The organism is Microbacterium hydrocarbonoxydans (assembly GCF_000956475.1).
GTDB classification, from domain to species: domain Bacteria; phylum Actinomycetota; class Actinomycetes; order Actinomycetales; family Microbacteriaceae; genus Microbacterium; species Microbacterium hydrocarbonoxydans_A.
Genome location: NZ_JYJB01000005.1, coordinates 30,522 through 45,939, shown reverse-complemented (window position 1 = coordinate 45,939; position 15,418 = coordinate 30,522). Strand labels below are relative to the sequence as shown.

The window sequence follows — 15,418 nt, the reverse complement described above, 5'->3', positions numbered from 1 at the left end:
AGAATGCTACTCGGCGCCCGCGATCGCCTCGACCGTCACGACGGCGTTCTTGAACTCCGGCATCGAGCTGTGGGGGTCGGTCTTCGCGCTCGTGAGCAGGTTGGCGCTCTCGGCGCCCGCATAGTGGAAGGGCAGGAAGACCGTGTCGGGGCGGATGTCCTCGGTGACGGCCACTTCGGCGTCGACGACGCCGCGGACGTTGCGAAGACGGATGCGGGAGCCCGCGGCGATGCCTCGGTCGCGCGCTGTCACCGGATGCAGCTGCGCGACGATCCGCGGAGTCGGGTCGTTGAGCTCCGCCACGCGCCGGGTCTGCGTGCCCGACTGGTAGTGCGTGAGCAGTCGTCCCGTGATGAGGCTGAGTTCCGAGCCCCGCGGCGTCTCCTGCCGCCGGGAGCGCACCGCGACGAGGCGGGCGCGACCATCGTCGTGCGCGAAGCGGTCGCGGAAGAGATGAGGCGTCCCCGACGATCCCGCCGGGTAGGGCCAATGCGCTTCGGCACCGGAGTCGAGCAGAGCGTGCGAGAGGCCGGAGTAGTCGGCGAGACCGCCGGCGGATGCTCGGGCGAGCTCGTCGAACACCTCCGAAGGATCGAGCGACCAGGTGCCGGGGGCGCCGAGGCGCGCGGCGAGCTCTCGCATGATCCACAGCTCGCTGCGCGCGCCAGGAGGAGGGGTGGCGGCACGGCGACGGCGGATGACGCGGCCCTCGAGGTTCGTCATGGTGCCCTCTTCCTCGGCCCACTGCAGCACCGGTAGGACGATGTCGGCGAGCTGCGCCGTCTCGGACAGGAAGAAGTCGCTCACCACGAGCAGGTCGAGCCGCCCGAGCGCCGCGCGCACCTGCGACACATCGGGCGCCGAGACCACCACGTTCGCGCCGTGCACCATCAGCATCCGCACTCCGCCGTCGATCCCGCACCGTGCCAGCAGCTGCACCGCGGGCACGCCGGCGCTCGGGATGTCGGCCGGATCGACGCCCCACACCCTCGCGACGTGCGCACGACCGGCCGGGTCGGTGATCTTGCGATAGCCGGGGAGCTGGTCGGACTTCTGCCCGTGCTCGCGGCCGCCCTGCCCGTTGCCCTGTCCCGTGAGCGTGCCGTAGCCCGAGCCGGGCCGCCCGACGAGACCGAGCAGCAGGGCCAGGTTGATCGCCGCGGTGGCGGTGTCGGTGCCGTCGACGTGCTGCTCCACGCCGCGTCCGGTCAGGATGTAGGCCGACGACGACCCTGCCAGGCGCTGCGCGAGCGCGCGGATCGTCTCGGCGGGGACGCCGGTGACCGACTCCGTGCGGGCGGGCCACCAGGACGCCACCGACCGTCGCACGGCCGCGAAGCCGACGGTGCGCTCGTCGACGTAGTCGCGGTCGTACAGCTCTTCAGCGATCACGACGTGCGCGATCCCGAGCAGCAGAGCGAGGTCCGTGCCAGGCACGGGCTGCACATGCATCCCCGCTCCGTCGTCGGCGAGCCTCGCCGTCGTCGAGCGACGAGGATCGACCACGATGAGCCCGCCCTGCGCCCGAGCCCCCTGCAGATGCTGTACGAACGGCGGCATGGTGTCGCCCATGTTCGAGCCGAGCACCAGTACGGTGTCGGCGGTGTCCAGATCGGCCAGCGGGAACGGCAGACCGCGGTCGAGCCCGAACGCGCGGTTCGCCGCGGCTGCCGCCGACGACATGCAGAAGCGGCCGTTGTAGTCGATCAGCCGCGTGCGCAGCGCGATGCGGGCGAACTTGCCGAGCTGATACGCCTTCTCGTTCGTGAGCCCGCCGCCTCCGAACACGCCGATCGCGTCGGGGCCGTGCTTCTCGCGCAGCGTGAGGACGGAATCCGCGATCCGGTCGAGAACCTCGTCCCACGAGGCCTCGGCGAAGGAGCCGTCCGGCTGCTTCATGAGGGGAGCGGTGAGCCGGTCGCCGCGTGCGAGCAACTCGGCCGACGTCCAGCCCTTCTTGCACAGACCCCCGCGGTTGGTCGGGAAGTCGCGTCCGGAGACCTCCACCGGCAGCCGTCCGTCTGGCGTGGCGGTGAGAGTCATCGCGCACTGCAGCGCGCAGTACGGGCAGTGCGTGTCGGCGGCGGTCATGCGGGGGCGACCTCGAGCTGGGTCAGCATGTCGGAGATCCGCGCCCGGCATCCGCCGCACCCGGTTCCTGCGCGCGTGCACCGGCCGACGTCCTCGACCGTGGTGCACGAATGCTCGGCCACGGCATCCTCGATCTGACCCGCGGTGACCGCATTGCACATGCAGATCGTCGCATCGCGACCCTGTGCAGTCGGCACCGCGGCCTCTGCGGAGTCCAGTCGCAGCAGCAGCGAACGGTCGCTCGGAAGCTCGCCCCTGCGCTGGTAGAGCACCGCGAGCTCGGCGGCGGCGCGCGGCATCCCGACAGCGACGAAGCCGTCGAGCACGCCGTCGGTCGTCGTCATCTTCACGTAGGTGCCGTGCTGCGGGTCGGCCCACAGTGCGACCTCGCGGGGCTGTTCTCCTGCCGGGGTGGGCGCGAACGGGTCGGCGTGCACGTCGCCCGCCGACACGAGATCGACCTGGCTCGCCTTGACGAGCACGACCCCTGGCACCTCCTCGGAGAAGGCCGGATGCTGTTCGCCGTCGAGCTCGGCGATGATCGATGCCGCGAGCCAGTCGGCCTGGCGCCAGCCGGGACCGACCAGCCCGGACGGCCCACCCGGCACATCGCGCTCGTGCGCATAGGCCTCGGCGTCGGCGATGTGCGCGACATCTCCGATCGCGTGAATACGCGGATCGCTCCACGACCGCAGGCGGTCATCGACCAGGATGCCGCGTCCTACGCGCAGTCCGGCATCCGCCGCCAGCTCGGCACGCGGCTGCACGCCGCAGGAGAGCACGAGCAGGTCGCCCTCGACGCGCTTGCCGTCGCTGGAGACCAGGGCGCGGAACGACCGGACGCCGTCGACGTCCTTGGCGATGATGCCCTCGGCGCGCATATGGGGAACGACTGCGACTCCGGCCGCGTCGAGCGCGCGCGAGAGCACGTGGGCTGCGCCGCGATCGAGCTGCCGTGGCATCGGCATCGGCCCGAAGTGCGCGAGCTGGGGGATCGCCCCTGCGGCCGCCATCAGCAGGGCGAACTCGATCCCGAGCACGCCCGCTCCCAGCACGACCACTCGGCCGCCCGCGTCGACCACGCGCTTGACCCGCTCGGCGTCTTCGAGGCTCCGAACGACGCAGACGCCCTCGGTCAGGCTCTCGTCCAGGCCGGCCGCGTCTCGGCCCAGACGATCGAGGCCGTCGAGCGACGGTACGTTCGAGCGGGCGCCGGTCGCGATCACGAGCCGGTCGTAATGGATGCGCTCGCCGCCGTCGATCTCGACCTCGTCGTGCTCGCGGTCGATGCGAGCGACCCGGTGTCCGGTGCGCACGGCCGCCCCTGCGGCGGTGAAGTCGGCGGCGAGGGCCGTGGTCAGCGCCTCCCTCGTGGTCTCGCCCGCGGCATACTCCGCGATCATGATGCGGTTGTAGGGGTCGTGGGTCTCCGCGCCGATGATCGTGAGGTGAACGCGACCGTCTTCCACCGCAGGCAGGAGCTCCTCGGCGAACCGTGCGCCGACGGGCCCGAAGCCGACCAGCACGACTCTCAGAGGCGACACGCGCGGCCCTCAGACGATCCGGCGGTCGAGCGAGGCCCGCGGGATCAGATAGATCACCGCGGTGACCGTCGCCATCACGGCGTATGCGACCACGAAGCCCCAGAACGCCGCGTCGTAGTGGCCGGTGGTCGCCTGAGACGCGTTGAGCACCTGCGGGATGAGGAAGCCGCCGTAGGCGCCGACCGCCGAGATGATGCCGACGGCCGCGGCGCCCTGCCGCTGGGTCGAGACGGCGTGCTCGGAACCGGCCATCGCGGCTCCGCGGGCCGCGAAGATCGACGGGATCATGCGGTACGTCGCGCCGTTGCCGATGCCTGTCGCTGCGAACAGCACGAGGAACAGGCCGAGGAACAGCCAGAAGCTGCGCAACGGCAGGGTGAGGATCACGGCGACCGTCGCGGCGATCATGAGTGTGAAGGCGGCGATCGTCATGCGGGCGCCGCCGATGCGGTCGGCCAGCTTGCCGCCGTACGGGCGGGCGAGCGAGCCGGTCAGAGCGCCGAGGAACGCCAGGCCCACGCTCGCCGTGCCGATCGAGAGCGTCGAGAACTCCGGGAACTGGTCGGCGATCAGCTTCGGGAAGACGCCCGCGAACCCGATGAACGAGCCGAAGGTGCCGATGTAGAGGAATGCCATGATCCACAGATGCTTCTCGCGGAGTGCCGCCGCGACTCCGGCGAAGTCGGTCTTGGCGGTCGAGAGGTTGTTCATGAACCTCCACGCGCCCCACATCGCCAGCAGGATCAGCGGCACCCACAGCCAGCCGGCGAGGCTGAGGTTGAGAGTGCCGGCGGCTCCCAGAGTGACCACGATCGGCACGGTGAACTGAGCGACGGCCGCGCCGAGGTTGCCGCCCGCCGCGTTGAGGCCGAGCGCCCAGCCCTTCTCCTTCTGCGGGAAGAAGTAGGTGATGTTGGCCATGGAGCTTGCGAAGTTGCCTCCGCCGACGCCGCCGAGCGCCGCGACCAGCAGCAGGACGCCGAAGGGGAGGTCGGGATGCTGGACGACGATGCCGAGCAGGATGGCGGGGATCAGCAGCAGGCCTGCGGAGACCATCGTCCAGTTGCGGCCGCCGAAGCGGGCGACGGCGAAGGTGTACGGGATGCGCAGGGTCGCGCCCACGAGCGTGGGGAGGGAGATGAGCCAGAACTGCTCGCCGCTGGTGAGGGCGAATCCGGCGGCGGGGAGCATGACGACGACGACGCTCCACAGCTGCCAGATCACGAAGCCGAGGAACTCGGCGAAGATCGACCAGCCCAGGTTCCGCTTCGCGATCGCGCGTCCTCGCGCTTCCCACTGCTCGGTGTTCTCGGCGTTCCAGCCGTCGAGCCAGCGTCCGGGGCGCTCGGCGAGGGCTCCGGATGCCGCATCGATCGTGCGCAGGGTGTCGGTGGATGTTGCCATGGCAGACCTCCGTAGGGTGGCGCTCACGCGGGATCGCGTATCGGCCACGCTATGGGGGAGGTGTTCCGGGCGTGCGGCAGAGACTTTACGGGGGCGTCACATCTCCATCACCGTGGGGGCGTCTCGCACAGGAGAAAGACGAAACACGCCTGTAACGAAGCGTCAGGCCGCGAGACCGTGCGCGTGAGCGACGGCGTCGAGCGTGATGCGCCCGCCCTGCACGTTCAGTCCCTTCGCGAGGGCGGAGTCGTCGGATGCCGCGCGCGCCCATCCCTTGCCGGCGATCGCCGAGACGTAGGGGATCGTCGCGTTCGTGAGCGCCCGCGTGGCTGTCTCCGGCACCGCGCCGGGCATGTTCGCGACGCAGTAGTAGATGGAGTCGTGCACGGCGAAGGTGGGGTCGTCGTGAGTGGTCGGACGCGAGCCCTCGAAGCATCCGCCCTGGTCGATCGCGATGTCGACCAGCACTGAGCCGGGCTTCATCGCGGCGACCATCGAGTCGGTCACGAGCTTGGGTGCCGCAGCCCCGGGGATCAGCACCGATCCGATCACGAGATCGGCGGTGGAGAGCTCCTCGGCGATGTCGTAGCGGCTGGAGACCCTGGTCTGCAGCGCGCCGCCGTAGCGGTGCTCGAGCTCGCGCAGGCGCGGCAGCGAGATGTCGATCACGGTGACCTGCGAGCCGAGGCCCAGGGCGTTCGCTGCGGCGTGCTCGCCGGCGACGCCGCCCCCGATCACGACGGTCTTCGCCCGAGGGGCGCCCGCAATGCCGCCCAGCAGCATGCCGCGTCCGCCGTTCGAGCGCAGCAGCGAGTACGAGCCCATCGTGACCGAGAGTCGGCCCGCGATCTCGCTCATCGGCACCAGCAGCGGCAGGCTGCGATCGGGCAGCTGCACCGTCTCGTAGGCGACGGCGGTCGTGCCGGCGTCGACGAGCGCGGTCGTGAGGGCGCGATCGGCGGCCAGGTGCAGGTAGGTGAAGAGCGTGAGATCGTCTCGCAGGAAGCCGTACTCCGCAGGCGTCGGCTCCTTGACCTTGATGAGGAGTTCGGCGTCGCCCCACACCTCCTCGGCCGTGTCGAGGATCTCCGCACCGACGGCGCGGTAGTCGTCGTCGGAGATGCGCGAGCCGAGTCCGGCACCGGACTGCACGAGCACCCTGTGTCCCTCGTGGACGAGGCGATCGGCGCCGGCGGGGGTGAGCGCGACGCGGTTCTCGTTGTTCTTGACCTCGGTGGGCACGGCGATCTTCATCGATCCTCCTGACAGTGGCGGCGGTGCAGCCAGGATCGCAGAAACGTCGGCGTGAGAAAAGATTCACTGAAGACTATTCGTCGAGCGTGCGAATCCTGAATAATCGTTCGGATGGAGGCACCTTCCGAGCGGCCTGAACCGAAGACTCTGCGCGCACCTGCGCTCGATGCGATCGACGCCCGCATCGTGAGCCTGCTCGCCGCCGACGGGCGCATGACGAACGCCGAGCTCGCGGGCACGCTGGGGGTCGCGCCGTCGACCGCGCACGCCAGACTGCGCTCGCTGCTCGAGCGGGGCGTGATCACGGGGTTCCATGCGAGCGTGGACGAGCGGATGCTGGGCGCCGGACTCCAGGCGGTCATCGGCGTCACGCTGCGTCCGAGCGGACGCCGCGAGAGCATCGTCGAGTTCGCAGACCGGGTGCGCGTGCTGCCGCAGGTGATCCAGGTCTTCTTCCTCGGCGGAGACGACGACTTCCTGCTGCACATCGCGGTGTCGGACTCCTCGGAGATGCGCGAGTTCGTGCTGGAGCACCTGTCGGCGCAGTCGAGCGTCGCCTCGACGCGCACGAGCATCGTCTTCGACTACCACCGAAACTCGGTCGCGGCGTCGTTCCGGTGAGTCATTCGCCAACTCGCGATCTCGCCGACGCCCCACCTGCGTGCCCGCGCCCCATCTGAGAGACGCCCCGCAGGTGGGGCGTCGACGGTCAGGTGGGGCGCCAGGGCGAAAGAACGGGTCAGGCTCCCCAGGACGCGGGGGCCGCGCAGTAGTCGGCGAAGCGGCGGGTCGGCGCATCGGGGTCGGTCACGTCGACGATCGCGTTCGCGACCGTGTGCGGCGGCTCGTCGCCGGCGAGCTGCCACACCGCGAAGTTCCACATGCCGCGTGCCGTCGTCGCGAGCAGGATGCCGGGACCCGAGACGACGAGCACCTCGGGCTCCTGCGCCGTGCGGAACGGAGAGACCACGTCGTCACGGAGCGTCTGCTCATCGCCGTCCGCGCTGTGCGCCCGCCGCACCTGCTGACCGGCATCACGGAGTGCTGCGGCGAGATCATCGGCCGCACGGCTCGAGCGATCGGCATCCGCTCCCGCCACGGCGAGAAGACGGCATCCGCGGGGGTACAGGTGCAGGAACTCGCCGGCGATCCCGGCCCAGACGTCGCTCATGCCCTCAGGCTATGCCTGTTGCGCGCACAGCGGACCGGGCGTGACGAGGAACACGATGGCGATGCCCCTCATCCACAGGCGGAGGCCCCTCGTCCGCGGTGTGGACGAGGGGCCTCCGAGTGATCGGGCTCAGCCGAACTGGTTCATGGTGTTGTGCTGTCCGCCGGCCTTGAGCGCGGCCTCACCGGCGAAGTACTCCTTGTGGTTGTCGCCGATGTCGGAGCCCGCCATGTTCTGGTGCTTGACGGTGGCGATCCCGCCGCGGATCTCGCGACGCTGGACGCCCTTGACGTAGGCGAGCATGCCCTCGTCGCCGAAGTAGCCTTGGGCAAGGTCATCCGTCGACAGCGCCGCCGTGTGGTAGGTCGGAAGAGTGATGAGGTGGTGGAAGATCCCGGCGCGCGCCGATCCGTCGCGCTGGAACGTGCGGATCTTCTCATCGGCCAGCTGGGCGAGCTCGGTGTCGTCGTACTCGATGCCCATCAGCCTGTCGCGGTCGTAGGCCGAGACGTCCTCGCCTCGCGCCGCGAGCTCGTCGTACGCCTGCTGACGGAAGTTCAGCGTCCAGTTGAACGAGGGGCTGTTGTTGTAGACCAGCTTGGCGTTCGGGATCTCCTCGCGGATCGCGTCGACCATGCCCGCGATCTGCTCGACGTGGGGCTTCTCCGTCTCGATCCAGAGCAGGTCGGCGCCGTTTCGCAACGACGTGATGCAGTCGAGCACGACTCGCTCCTCGCCGGTGCCAGGGCGGAACTGGTAGAGGTTGCTGGGCAGCCGCTTCGGGCGCAGCAGCCTGCCCTCGCGGCGGATCACCACATCGCCGTCGCCCAGGTCGCCCTCAGCGATCTCCTCGACATCGAGGAAGGAGTTGTACTGGTCGCCGAGATCGCCCGGCTCGCGGGACACCGCGAGCTTCTGGGTGAGACCCGCGCCGAGAGAGTCTGTGCGGGCGACGATGATGCCGTTCTCGATGCCGAGCTCGAGGAACGCGTACCGGACCGCGTTGATCTTCGCGAGGAAGTCCTCATGCGGAACCGTGACCTTGCCGTCCTGGTGTCCGCACTGCTTCTCGTCGGAGACCTGGTTCTCGATCTGGATGGCGCACGCGCCCGCCTCGATCATCTTCTTGGCCAGCAGGTACGTCGCCTCGGGATTGCCGAAGCCCGCGTCGATGTCGGCGATGATCGGGACGACGTGGGTCTCATAGCCGTCGATCTGCGACTGGATGAACTCCGCCGCGGTGTCATCACCTGCCGCGCGGGCGGCGTCGAGCTGGGTGAACAGCAGATCGAGCTCGCGGGCGTCGGCCTGACGGAGGAACGTGTACAGCTCCTCGATCAGCGCGGGGACGGCCGTCTTCTCGTGCATCGACTGATCGGGCAGCGGACCGAACTCGGAGCGCAGCGCCGCCACCATCCAGCCGGAGAGGTACAGGTAGCGCTTGTTCGTCGACTTCAGGTGCTTCTTGATCGAGATGAGCTTCTGCTGCCCGATGAAGCCGTGCCAGACGCCGAGCGACTGCGTGTACACGGAGGAGTCGGCGTCGTACTCGGCCATGTCGCGACGCATGATGTCGGCCGTGTACTGCGCGATCTCGAGTCCGGTGCGGAAGCGGTTCTGCGCTCGCATCCGCGCGGCCGCCTCGGGGTCGATGGCGTTCCAGGGGGAGCCGTGCTCCTCCTTCAGCGCCCGGATGGCGTCGATGTCGTCCTGGTACTGAGTCATGTCAGATCCTTCGTCGGTGGGTGAGCGGTCAGTTGTTCTCGATGAGGTAGCGCGAGTACGCGCCCAGGGTGAGGAAGGCGGGGAACTCCTCGTGCAGCGCCACCTCGCGGAAGATCTCGGCGGCGTCGTCGAAGCGGTCATCCGCCGAACGGGTGGCCCTGGCCAGCACGTCGCGGATCAGGCCCTCGACGTACTCCGCCGTGATGGGGGTGCCATCCTCGGTGGTGCGGTCCTGGTGGATCCACTGCCACACCTGCGAGCGGCTGATCTCGGCGGTCGCGGCATCCTCCATGAGGTTGTCGATCGCCACGGCGCCGAGACCCCGCAGCCACGCCTCGAGATAGCGGATCGCCACGGACACGTTGTCGCGCACGCCCTGCGCGGTGATCGGGCGTCCGATGTGCAGATCGAGCAGATCCGACGCCGTCACGTGGACGTCGTCTCGCTGGCGGTCGATCTGGTTGGGGCGGTCTCCGAGCACGGCGTCGAATTCGGCCTGCGCGGTCGTGATCAGGTCGGGGTGCGCGACCCAGGTGCCGTCGAAGCCGTCTCCCGCCTCGCGCTTCTTGTCGGCGGAGACCTTCGAGGTCGCCAGGGCGGTCACCTCGGGGTCACGGCGGTTCGGGATGAATGCGCTCATGCCGCCGATCGCGAAGGCGCCCCGCTTGTGGCAGGTCTGCACCAGCAGCTCGGTGTAGGCGCGCATGAACGGAACCGTCATCGTGACCTCGCTGCGGTCGGGCAGTACGAACCGGGCGCCGCGACCGCGGTAGTTCTTGATGATCGAGAAGATGTAGTCCCAGCGGCCCGCGTTCAATCCCGCGCAGTGCTCTCGCAGCTCGTACAGGATCTCGTCCATCTCGAAGGCCGCGGGCAGGGTCTCGATGAGAACCGTGGCGCGGATCGTGCCGTGGGCGATGCCGATGTACTCCTCGGCGAAGCTGAACACGTCGTCCCACAGCTTCGCCTCCTCACTGGATTCGAGCTTGGCGATGTAGAAGTAGGGGCCGCGGCCCGCATCGATCAGAGCCTGCGCGTTGTGCAGGAAGTAGAGGCCGAAGTCGACGAGCGAGCCGGATGCCGACATCCGCCGACCTGCGCGGTCGGTGAACTCGATGTGCTTCTCGGGCAGGTGCCAGCCGCGCGGGCGCATCACGATGGTCGGCGTCCGCTCCGCCGTGACGCGGTACTCCCTGCCCTCGGGGGATGTGAAGGACAGCTCGCCGCGGATCGCGTCTCGCAGAGACAGCTGGCCCTCGATCACGTTCTTCCACGTGGGGCTGGTGGCGTCCTCCTGATCGGCCAGCCAGACCTTGGCGCCGGAGTTCAGGGCGTTGATCGTCATCTTGGGGTCGGTGGGCCCGGTGATCTCGACGCGTCGGTCTTCGAGACCGGGGCCCGCGCCGGCCACGCGCCAGTCGCGGTCCTCGCGGATGTGAGCCGTGTCGTCCCGGAAGCGCGGGTCGTGGCCGTTGCCGATCTCGAAGCGGCGACGCATCCGGTCGGCCAGGCGGTCGTGGCGGCGTCCGCCGAAGCGGTGGTGCAGCTCGGTGAGGAACGCGAGTGCCTCGGGGGTGAGGATCTCGTCGTAGCGCTCGCGGATCGGACCGCTGACGACGATCGCCGGCCCCTGCTGCGCCGTCTGGATCGGGGCGGTGATGGTGGGAGTGCTCATGATCAGAAGTCCTTTCTTCGGTCGATCCGGCGAGGATGCCGGGTGGCTTGTGTCCACTCTGAGTGAAGTTCAACGCCCCAACCGACCAAAAGCGATGTGAAGATCAAGAGAAATTCTGTTTTTGTGACAGAATCAACGCCATGGTCCCTTCACTCGTCGAAGAAGACGCCGATGCCCTCACGATCGGCCGCCGCATCCGCCAGCTCCGCACCGCGCGCGGCATGACCCTCGACGACCTCGCCGCGGCGGTCGACCGCGCTCCCAGCCAGATGTCGATGATCGAGACGGGCAAGCGTGAGCCCAAGCTCACCCAGCTGCAGGCGATCGCCCGCGCGCTCGGCGTCTCGATCGACGCCTTGCTCGAGGGGGAGCCGCTCGACGAGCGCAGCGCGATCGAGATCGCGCTCGAGCGCGCGATGAAGGGGCAGACGTTCCGGTCTCTCGGCATCGAGCCCTTCCGCATCGCGAAGAGCCTCCCGACCGAGGCGCTCAAGGCGCTGCTGGCACTGCATGGCGAGATCGACCGGCTCAAAGACGAACGCGCAGCGACGCCCGAGGAAGCACGGCGGGCGAACGTCGAGCTGCGCCACCTCATGCGCCGGCAGGACAACCATTTCGCGGATCTCGAGGCGAAGGCATCCGAGATCCTCACCGCGGTCGGGCACTCGGGCGGTCCGCTGACGCAGCGCGCGGCATCCGAGGTCGCCGCCTATCTCGGCTTCACGCTGCACTATGCCCCCGATCTGCCCCAGACCACGCGCAGCGTGGCCGACCTCGCCCACGGCAGGCTCTATCTGTCCAGCCGCACGCAGTCGAAGGGCGACTCGCGCACCTCGGTGCTCCAGGCGCTGTCGAGCCGGATCCTGGGGCACTCCGAGCCGCGCAGCTATGCCGAGTTCCTGCGCCAGCGCGTGGAGACGAACTACCTGACCGGCGCGCTGCTCATCCCCGAGGACCACGTCGTCCCGATGCTGAAAGAGGCGAAGAACCGCCGGGCGATCTCGATCGAAGATCTCCGCGACGCCTACTCGGTGTCGTACGAGACGGCGGCGCACCGCTTCACCAATCTCGCGACCAGGCATCTCGACATCCCGGTGCACTTCCTGAAGGTGCATGAATCGGGAACGATCACGAAGGCCTACGAGAACGACGACGTGAACTTCCCGACCGACCGGCTGGGCGCGATCGAGGGGCAGATGTGCTGCCGCAAGTGGACGAGCCGTGTCGTGTTCGACGAGGACGACCGCTTCAACCCGTACTACCAGTACACCGACACGGGCAACGGCACGTACTGGTGCACGGCCCGAGTCGAGGCCTCGAGCGAGGGCCTGCATTCGGTCAGCGTGGGCGTGCGCTTCGATGACACGAAGTGGTTCGTGGGTCGCGACACCCCGCACCGCGGAGTGTCGAAGCACTCGGTCGAGGTGTGCTGCCGAAGGGCTCCCGCCGAGCTGGAAGACCGGTGGCGAGAGAACTCCTGGCCGAACGTGAAGACGCCGCGGACCCTCCTGGCGACCCTTCCGACCGGCGCGTTCCCCGGTGTCGACACGACCGATGTCTACGAGTTCCTGGAGGCGCACGCCCCGGAGTGAGCCCGGTCAGCCGGCGATTCCGCGGAGCACGATCTCGAGGCCCCTCTCGAAAGCAGCGTCGACATCGCCGCCCTGACGGAAGCCGCCGTTCTGCTCCATCGTGCAGAACCCGTACGCCCACGCCGTCAGCGTGCGTGCGGCCGAGAGCGGGTCGTCCGGCGTGATCGCCCTCACGGCGTCGAGCAGCTCGGCCATGATCGGCGCCAGCATCTCGGGAGAGTGGTCGGCGGCCGGATGCGGCGCGCAGAAGAGCAGGGTGGTGACGCGGGGCGACCGGGTCGCCAGCGCACGGAGGGCCCGCGCGGTGCCGGCCAGCACCGCGCGCGGATCGTCGGATGCCGCGGCGATGTCGGCGATCTCGGACCCGAGCTCTCGGGCCGCATCGTCGGCGGCGAGGCGGAGGAGCTCATGCCGGTTCGCGGCGCGCTTGTAGAGGCTGGGGGCGCGCACGCCCACCGCGGCTGCGACGGAGCTCATCGTGACGGCATCCACGCCCTCCTTCTCCGCGATCTCGCGGATCGTGGCGATGAGCGACTCGGTGCTGACTCTCTGCGGGGCGGGCATGACTCCAGCATATGGCTATTGACTGTAGCCATCAAGGCTATGTAACGTAGCCGTCATGACAGCTCAGCTTCTCCGCATCGGCGACGACATCGTCGCGATCCACGCCATCGTGACGGACGAGGGCGTGACGCTCATCGACGCCGGCCTTCCCGGCGACCTCGGCATCCTCCGCGCGGCGCTCGCGTCGGCCGGCCACGGTCTTGACGACATCCGCGGCGTGATCCTGACCCACGGCGACAGCGACCATGTCGGCGTGGCCGAGGTGCTGCGGTCGCAGCACGGCGTGCCGATCCATGTTCTGGATGACGACGCTCACAACGCGACCGGCGTCGAGAAGAAGACGGCGCCGGCGGGTGCCTGGCGGCTGGGGCCGGCGCTGCAGTTCCTGTGGGCGGCCCTGCGCCGTGGAGGCTTGAGGACCAGGTATCCGCGCGAAGTGCGTGCGATCGCGGATGGCGACGTGATCGACCTCCCCGGACGCCCCGAGATCATCGCGATTCCCGGCCACACCGGCGGATCAGCGGCGATTCGCGTCCCGGCCGTCGATGCGCTGTTCCTGGGCGACGCGATCACGACCCGCCACGTGCTCACCGGAGCGACCGGCGCGCAGCTCGCGCCCTTCAGCGAAGACGTCGCACTGACCAGGAAGAGTCTGGAGAAGCTCCGCGAGCTGCCCGAGACGCGCATCTTCCCCGGCCACGGACCGGAGTTCCGCGGCACGGTCGCCGCCCTGCTCGACGAGCTCGACTCCCGCGGCTGACGCCGGACACGCTCATCCGCGGCACGCCCTCAATCCCTGGCGGTCTGCAGAAGCGTCCACACCTCGGCGCGGGCGGGGAACGAGGCCATGTCGACGCCGAGCAGCGCGCCGGCCTGCGCGATCCGCGACCGCAGCGTGTGGCGGTGCACACCGAGCGCGGCGGCGGCGGACTCGGCCTTCGCGTCGTGCTCCAGCCATGTGCGCAGGGTTCTCTCCAGCTCGCCGCCGGTCGCCGCGTCGTGCGCGCGCAGGGGAGCGAGTCTCGACTCCGCCACCAGGCGCGCCTCATCGGTCGCGAGGGCGCTGAGGATGCTCGATCCGACCGTGTCGGCATAGCGGACCGCGCCTGCGTCGCCCTGCTGGCGCAGAACAGTGAGCGCCTGCGCGTGAGCGCGTGAGAAGGCATCGTAGGGCTCGGGCTCGGAGACGCCGATGCGGATGCCGAAGCGCGACGCGACGTCGTCGAGGAGCGCTTCGTCGCCTGCGGACAGGCAGATCACCACGCCGTCGTCGGATTCGGCGACGAAGGACGCGGTGCCGTGCTCGGAGCGCCGCCGCTCCCACCAGTCGGCGAGGGGGCCGGCCGGAGCATCCGCCGCCACGGCCACCACCATGGGCGCCGGCGGAATGCTGCCGAGCACTCGGCGAGCGAGCGAGGGGTCGTCGCTGCGCAGCGACCCGAGCAGCTGCGTGTGCAGGCGCCGGCGACTGCGCGCCAGCTGATCGCTCTGCTCGAGGGCGAGACCGGCCATCGCGATGACCGAGGTGACGACGGTGCGGGCCTCGGGGTCGAGGGTGTCGATGCCGAGTGCGATCACTCCGCGCAGGTGTCCGCCGCGCCCCACCGTGAACAGCATGAAGGTCTGCTCGTCGATCGACAGCGCCTGTCCTGCCTCGAGCCCCCGGGTGAGCACCTCCATCACGCGCTCGCCGAGGCTGGCGAGTGTCTCCGGCGGCAATCCGTCGCGAGGCTGCGCGAACTGCAGCGCGCCGGTCGCGTCGTACATGCCCGTCCAGGCGTCCAGTCGGCGCCCGAGCTCTGTGAGCGTGGCGTCGAGGCCGCGCGGCCGGAGGGCGGCGAGGGCGAGCGCCCTCTGCGCGTCCAGCGCCCATGATCGGCGGGCGTAGGCCTGGGCGGCGATCGCCTCGGAATGCGCGCGGGCGACGGCGATGAACGGGGTGCGGTACGGCACCTCGAACAGGGGCATGCCGTGAGCGGCGCAGGCGACGAGGAGCTCGTCCGGGATGCCGGAGCGGTGCACATCGGTGCCGAAACCGAGGCCGAGCACACCGCGATCCGACAGCCTCTGGACGTACATGTCGATGTCGGAGTCGTCGCGATCGAACTGCGTGCCCGTCGTCAGAAGTGCGAGGTCCTCGGAGAGGAAGGGGGTCGGATCGGCCAGATCGGAGCTGTGCACCCAGCGCAGCGAGCGGTCGAGAGCACCCTCGGGCAGATCCTCCTCTGTGGAGACGAGGGTCAGGCCGAGGTCGCGTCGTCGCAGCAGGGCGCGCAGCGTGGGCTGTTCGGATGTCGGCACGCGGCCCCGTCTCTGGTCGGATGTGTCTCGGCTCGAGTCGTCGGCTCGCCGCCAGGTTTTGTACAGCTCGGCGATTCCTATCTGCAGATTATACAGT

At 69.4% G+C, this 15,418-nt stretch carries 12 protein-coding genes; 3 read left to right on the top strand and 9 right to left on the bottom strand.

Translation table 11 applies throughout. The features are described from left to right. Window positions 1-6: 6 nt before the first annotated feature. The 4 genes from RS84_RS02475 to ald all read right to left on the bottom strand — a co-directional run bounded on the left by RS84_RS02475 (window position 7) and on the right by ald (window position 6,293). The gene (locus RS84_RS02475) at window positions 7-2,091 is read right to left on the bottom strand and encodes a molybdopterin oxidoreductase family protein (protein ID WP_045256191.1); all 2,085 of its coding nucleotides are present in this window, start codon (window positions 2,089-2,091) and stop codon (window positions 7-9) included. Beyond that, a complete protein-coding gene (locus tag RS84_RS02470) occupies window positions 2,088-3,635 on the bottom strand; it encodes an FAD-dependent oxidoreductase (protein ID WP_235281364.1) in 1,548 nt (515 codons plus the stop codon). Before RS84_RS02470 ends, RS84_RS02475 begins: the two co-directional genes overlap by 4 nt. Window positions 3,636-3,644: 9 nt before the next feature. Continuing rightward, a complete protein-coding gene (locus RS84_RS02465) occupies window positions 3,645-5,039 on the bottom strand; it encodes an MFS transporter (protein WP_045256190.1) in 1,395 nt (464 codons plus the stop codon). Between the two features lie 162 nt (window positions 5,040-5,201). Further along, window positions 5,202-6,293, bottom strand: a complete 1,092-nt coding sequence (ald, locus tag RS84_RS02460) for an alanine dehydrogenase (protein WP_045256189.1) — start codon at window positions 6,291-6,293, stop codon at window positions 5,202-5,204. A gap of 111 nt (window positions 6,294-6,404) precedes the next feature. Between ald and RS84_RS02455 the strand changes: the two genes are divergently transcribed. After that, a complete protein-coding gene (locus tag RS84_RS02455; RefSeq protein ID WP_045256188.1) occupies window positions 6,405-6,914 on the top strand; it encodes an Lrp/AsnC family transcriptional regulator in 510 nt (169 codons plus the stop codon). Between the two features lie 118 nt (window positions 6,915-7,032). Here RS84_RS02455 and RS84_RS02450 read toward each other — a convergent pair whose 3' ends face one another. From RS84_RS02450 to aceB, 3 genes are all read right to left on the bottom strand, one after another. Further along, window positions 7,033-7,464, bottom strand: a complete 432-nt coding sequence (locus RS84_RS02450; RefSeq protein ID WP_045256187.1) for a hypothetical protein — start codon at window positions 7,462-7,464, stop codon at window positions 7,033-7,035. A 129-nt stretch (window positions 7,465-7,593) separates the two neighbouring features. Continuing rightward, window positions 7,594-9,189 (bottom strand): isocitrate lyase, encoded by a 1,596-nt coding sequence (locus RS84_RS02445; protein WP_045256186.1) that lies wholly within the window; start codon window positions 9,187-9,189, stop codon window positions 7,594-7,596. A 28-nt stretch (window positions 9,190-9,217) separates the two neighbouring features. Beyond that, window positions 9,218-10,864 carry a malate synthase A gene (gene aceB, locus RS84_RS02440; protein ID WP_045256185.1) on the bottom strand — a complete coding sequence of 549 codons (1,647 nt, stop codon included), beginning with the start codon at window positions 10,862-10,864 and terminating at the stop codon, window positions 9,218-9,220. 140 nt (window positions 10,865-11,004) lie between these two features. Here aceB and RS84_RS02435 point away from each other — a divergent pair, with 140 nt between their 5' ends. After that, window positions 11,005-12,456, top strand: coding sequence for a helix-turn-helix domain-containing protein (locus RS84_RS02435; RefSeq protein ID WP_045256184.1), 1,452 nt, complete (start codon window positions 11,005-11,007; stop codon window positions 12,454-12,456). Window positions 12,457-12,462: 6 nt separating this feature from the next. Here RS84_RS02435 and RS84_RS02430 read toward each other — a convergent pair whose 3' ends face one another. Beyond that, entirely contained in the window at window positions 12,463-13,020 is a 558-nt protein-coding gene (locus RS84_RS02430; RefSeq protein ID WP_045256183.1) for a TetR/AcrR family transcriptional regulator, read from the bottom strand. Window positions 13,021-13,075: 55 nt separating this feature from the next. Between RS84_RS02430 and RS84_RS02425 the strand changes: the two genes are divergently transcribed. Continuing rightward, window positions 13,076-13,780, top strand: coding sequence for an MBL fold metallo-hydrolase (locus tag RS84_RS02425; RefSeq protein ID WP_045256182.1), 705 nt, complete (start codon window positions 13,076-13,078; stop codon window positions 13,778-13,780). Window positions 13,781-13,809: 29 nt separating this feature from the next. Here RS84_RS02425 and RS84_RS02420 read toward each other — a convergent pair whose 3' ends face one another. Next, window positions 13,810-15,321: a PucR family transcriptional regulator gene (locus tag RS84_RS02420; RefSeq protein ID WP_045256397.1), complete on the bottom strand. Its 1,512-nt coding sequence runs from the start codon at window positions 15,319-15,321 to the stop codon at window positions 13,810-13,812. Between the last annotated feature and the right edge of the window lie 97 nt (window positions 15,322-15,418).

What these genes read in the sequence shown, in the direction of transcription:
- RS84_RS02475 (WP_045256191.1), bottom strand. Translation starts at nt 2,091, where the DNA reads ATGACCGCCGCCGACACGCACTGCCCGTACTGCGCGCTGCAGTGCGCG.
- RS84_RS02465 (WP_045256190.1), bottom strand. Translation starts at nt 5,039, where the DNA reads ATGGCAACATCCACCGACACCCTGCGCACGATCGATGCGGCATCCGGA.
- ald (WP_045256189.1), bottom strand. Translation starts at nt 6,293, where the DNA reads ATGAAGATCGCCGTGCCCACCGAGGTCAAGAACAACGAGAACCGCGTC.
- RS84_RS02455 (WP_045256188.1), top strand. Translation starts at nt 6,405, where the DNA reads ATGGAGGCACCTTCCGAGCGGCCTGAACCGAAGACTCTGCGCGCACCT.
- RS84_RS02450 (WP_045256187.1), bottom strand. Translation starts at nt 7,464, where the DNA reads ATGAGCGACGTCTGGGCCGGGATCGCCGGCGAGTTCCTGCACCTGTAC.
- RS84_RS02445 (WP_045256186.1), bottom strand. Translation starts at nt 9,189, where the DNA reads ATGACTCAGTACCAGGACGACATCGACGCCATCCGGGCGCTGAAGGAG.
- aceB (WP_045256185.1), bottom strand. Translation starts at nt 10,864, where the DNA reads ATGAGCACTCCCACCATCACCGCCCCGATCCAGACGGCGCAGCAGGGG.
- RS84_RS02435 (WP_045256184.1), top strand. Translation starts at nt 11,005, where the DNA reads ATGGTCCCTTCACTCGTCGAAGAAGACGCCGATGCCCTCACGATCGGC.
- RS84_RS02430 (WP_045256183.1), bottom strand. Translation starts at nt 13,020, where the DNA reads ATGCCCGCCCCGCAGAGAGTCAGCACCGAGTCGCTCATCGCCACGATC.
- RS84_RS02425 (WP_045256182.1), top strand. Translation starts at nt 13,076, where the DNA reads ATGACAGCTCAGCTTCTCCGCATCGGCGACGACATCGTCGCGATCCAC.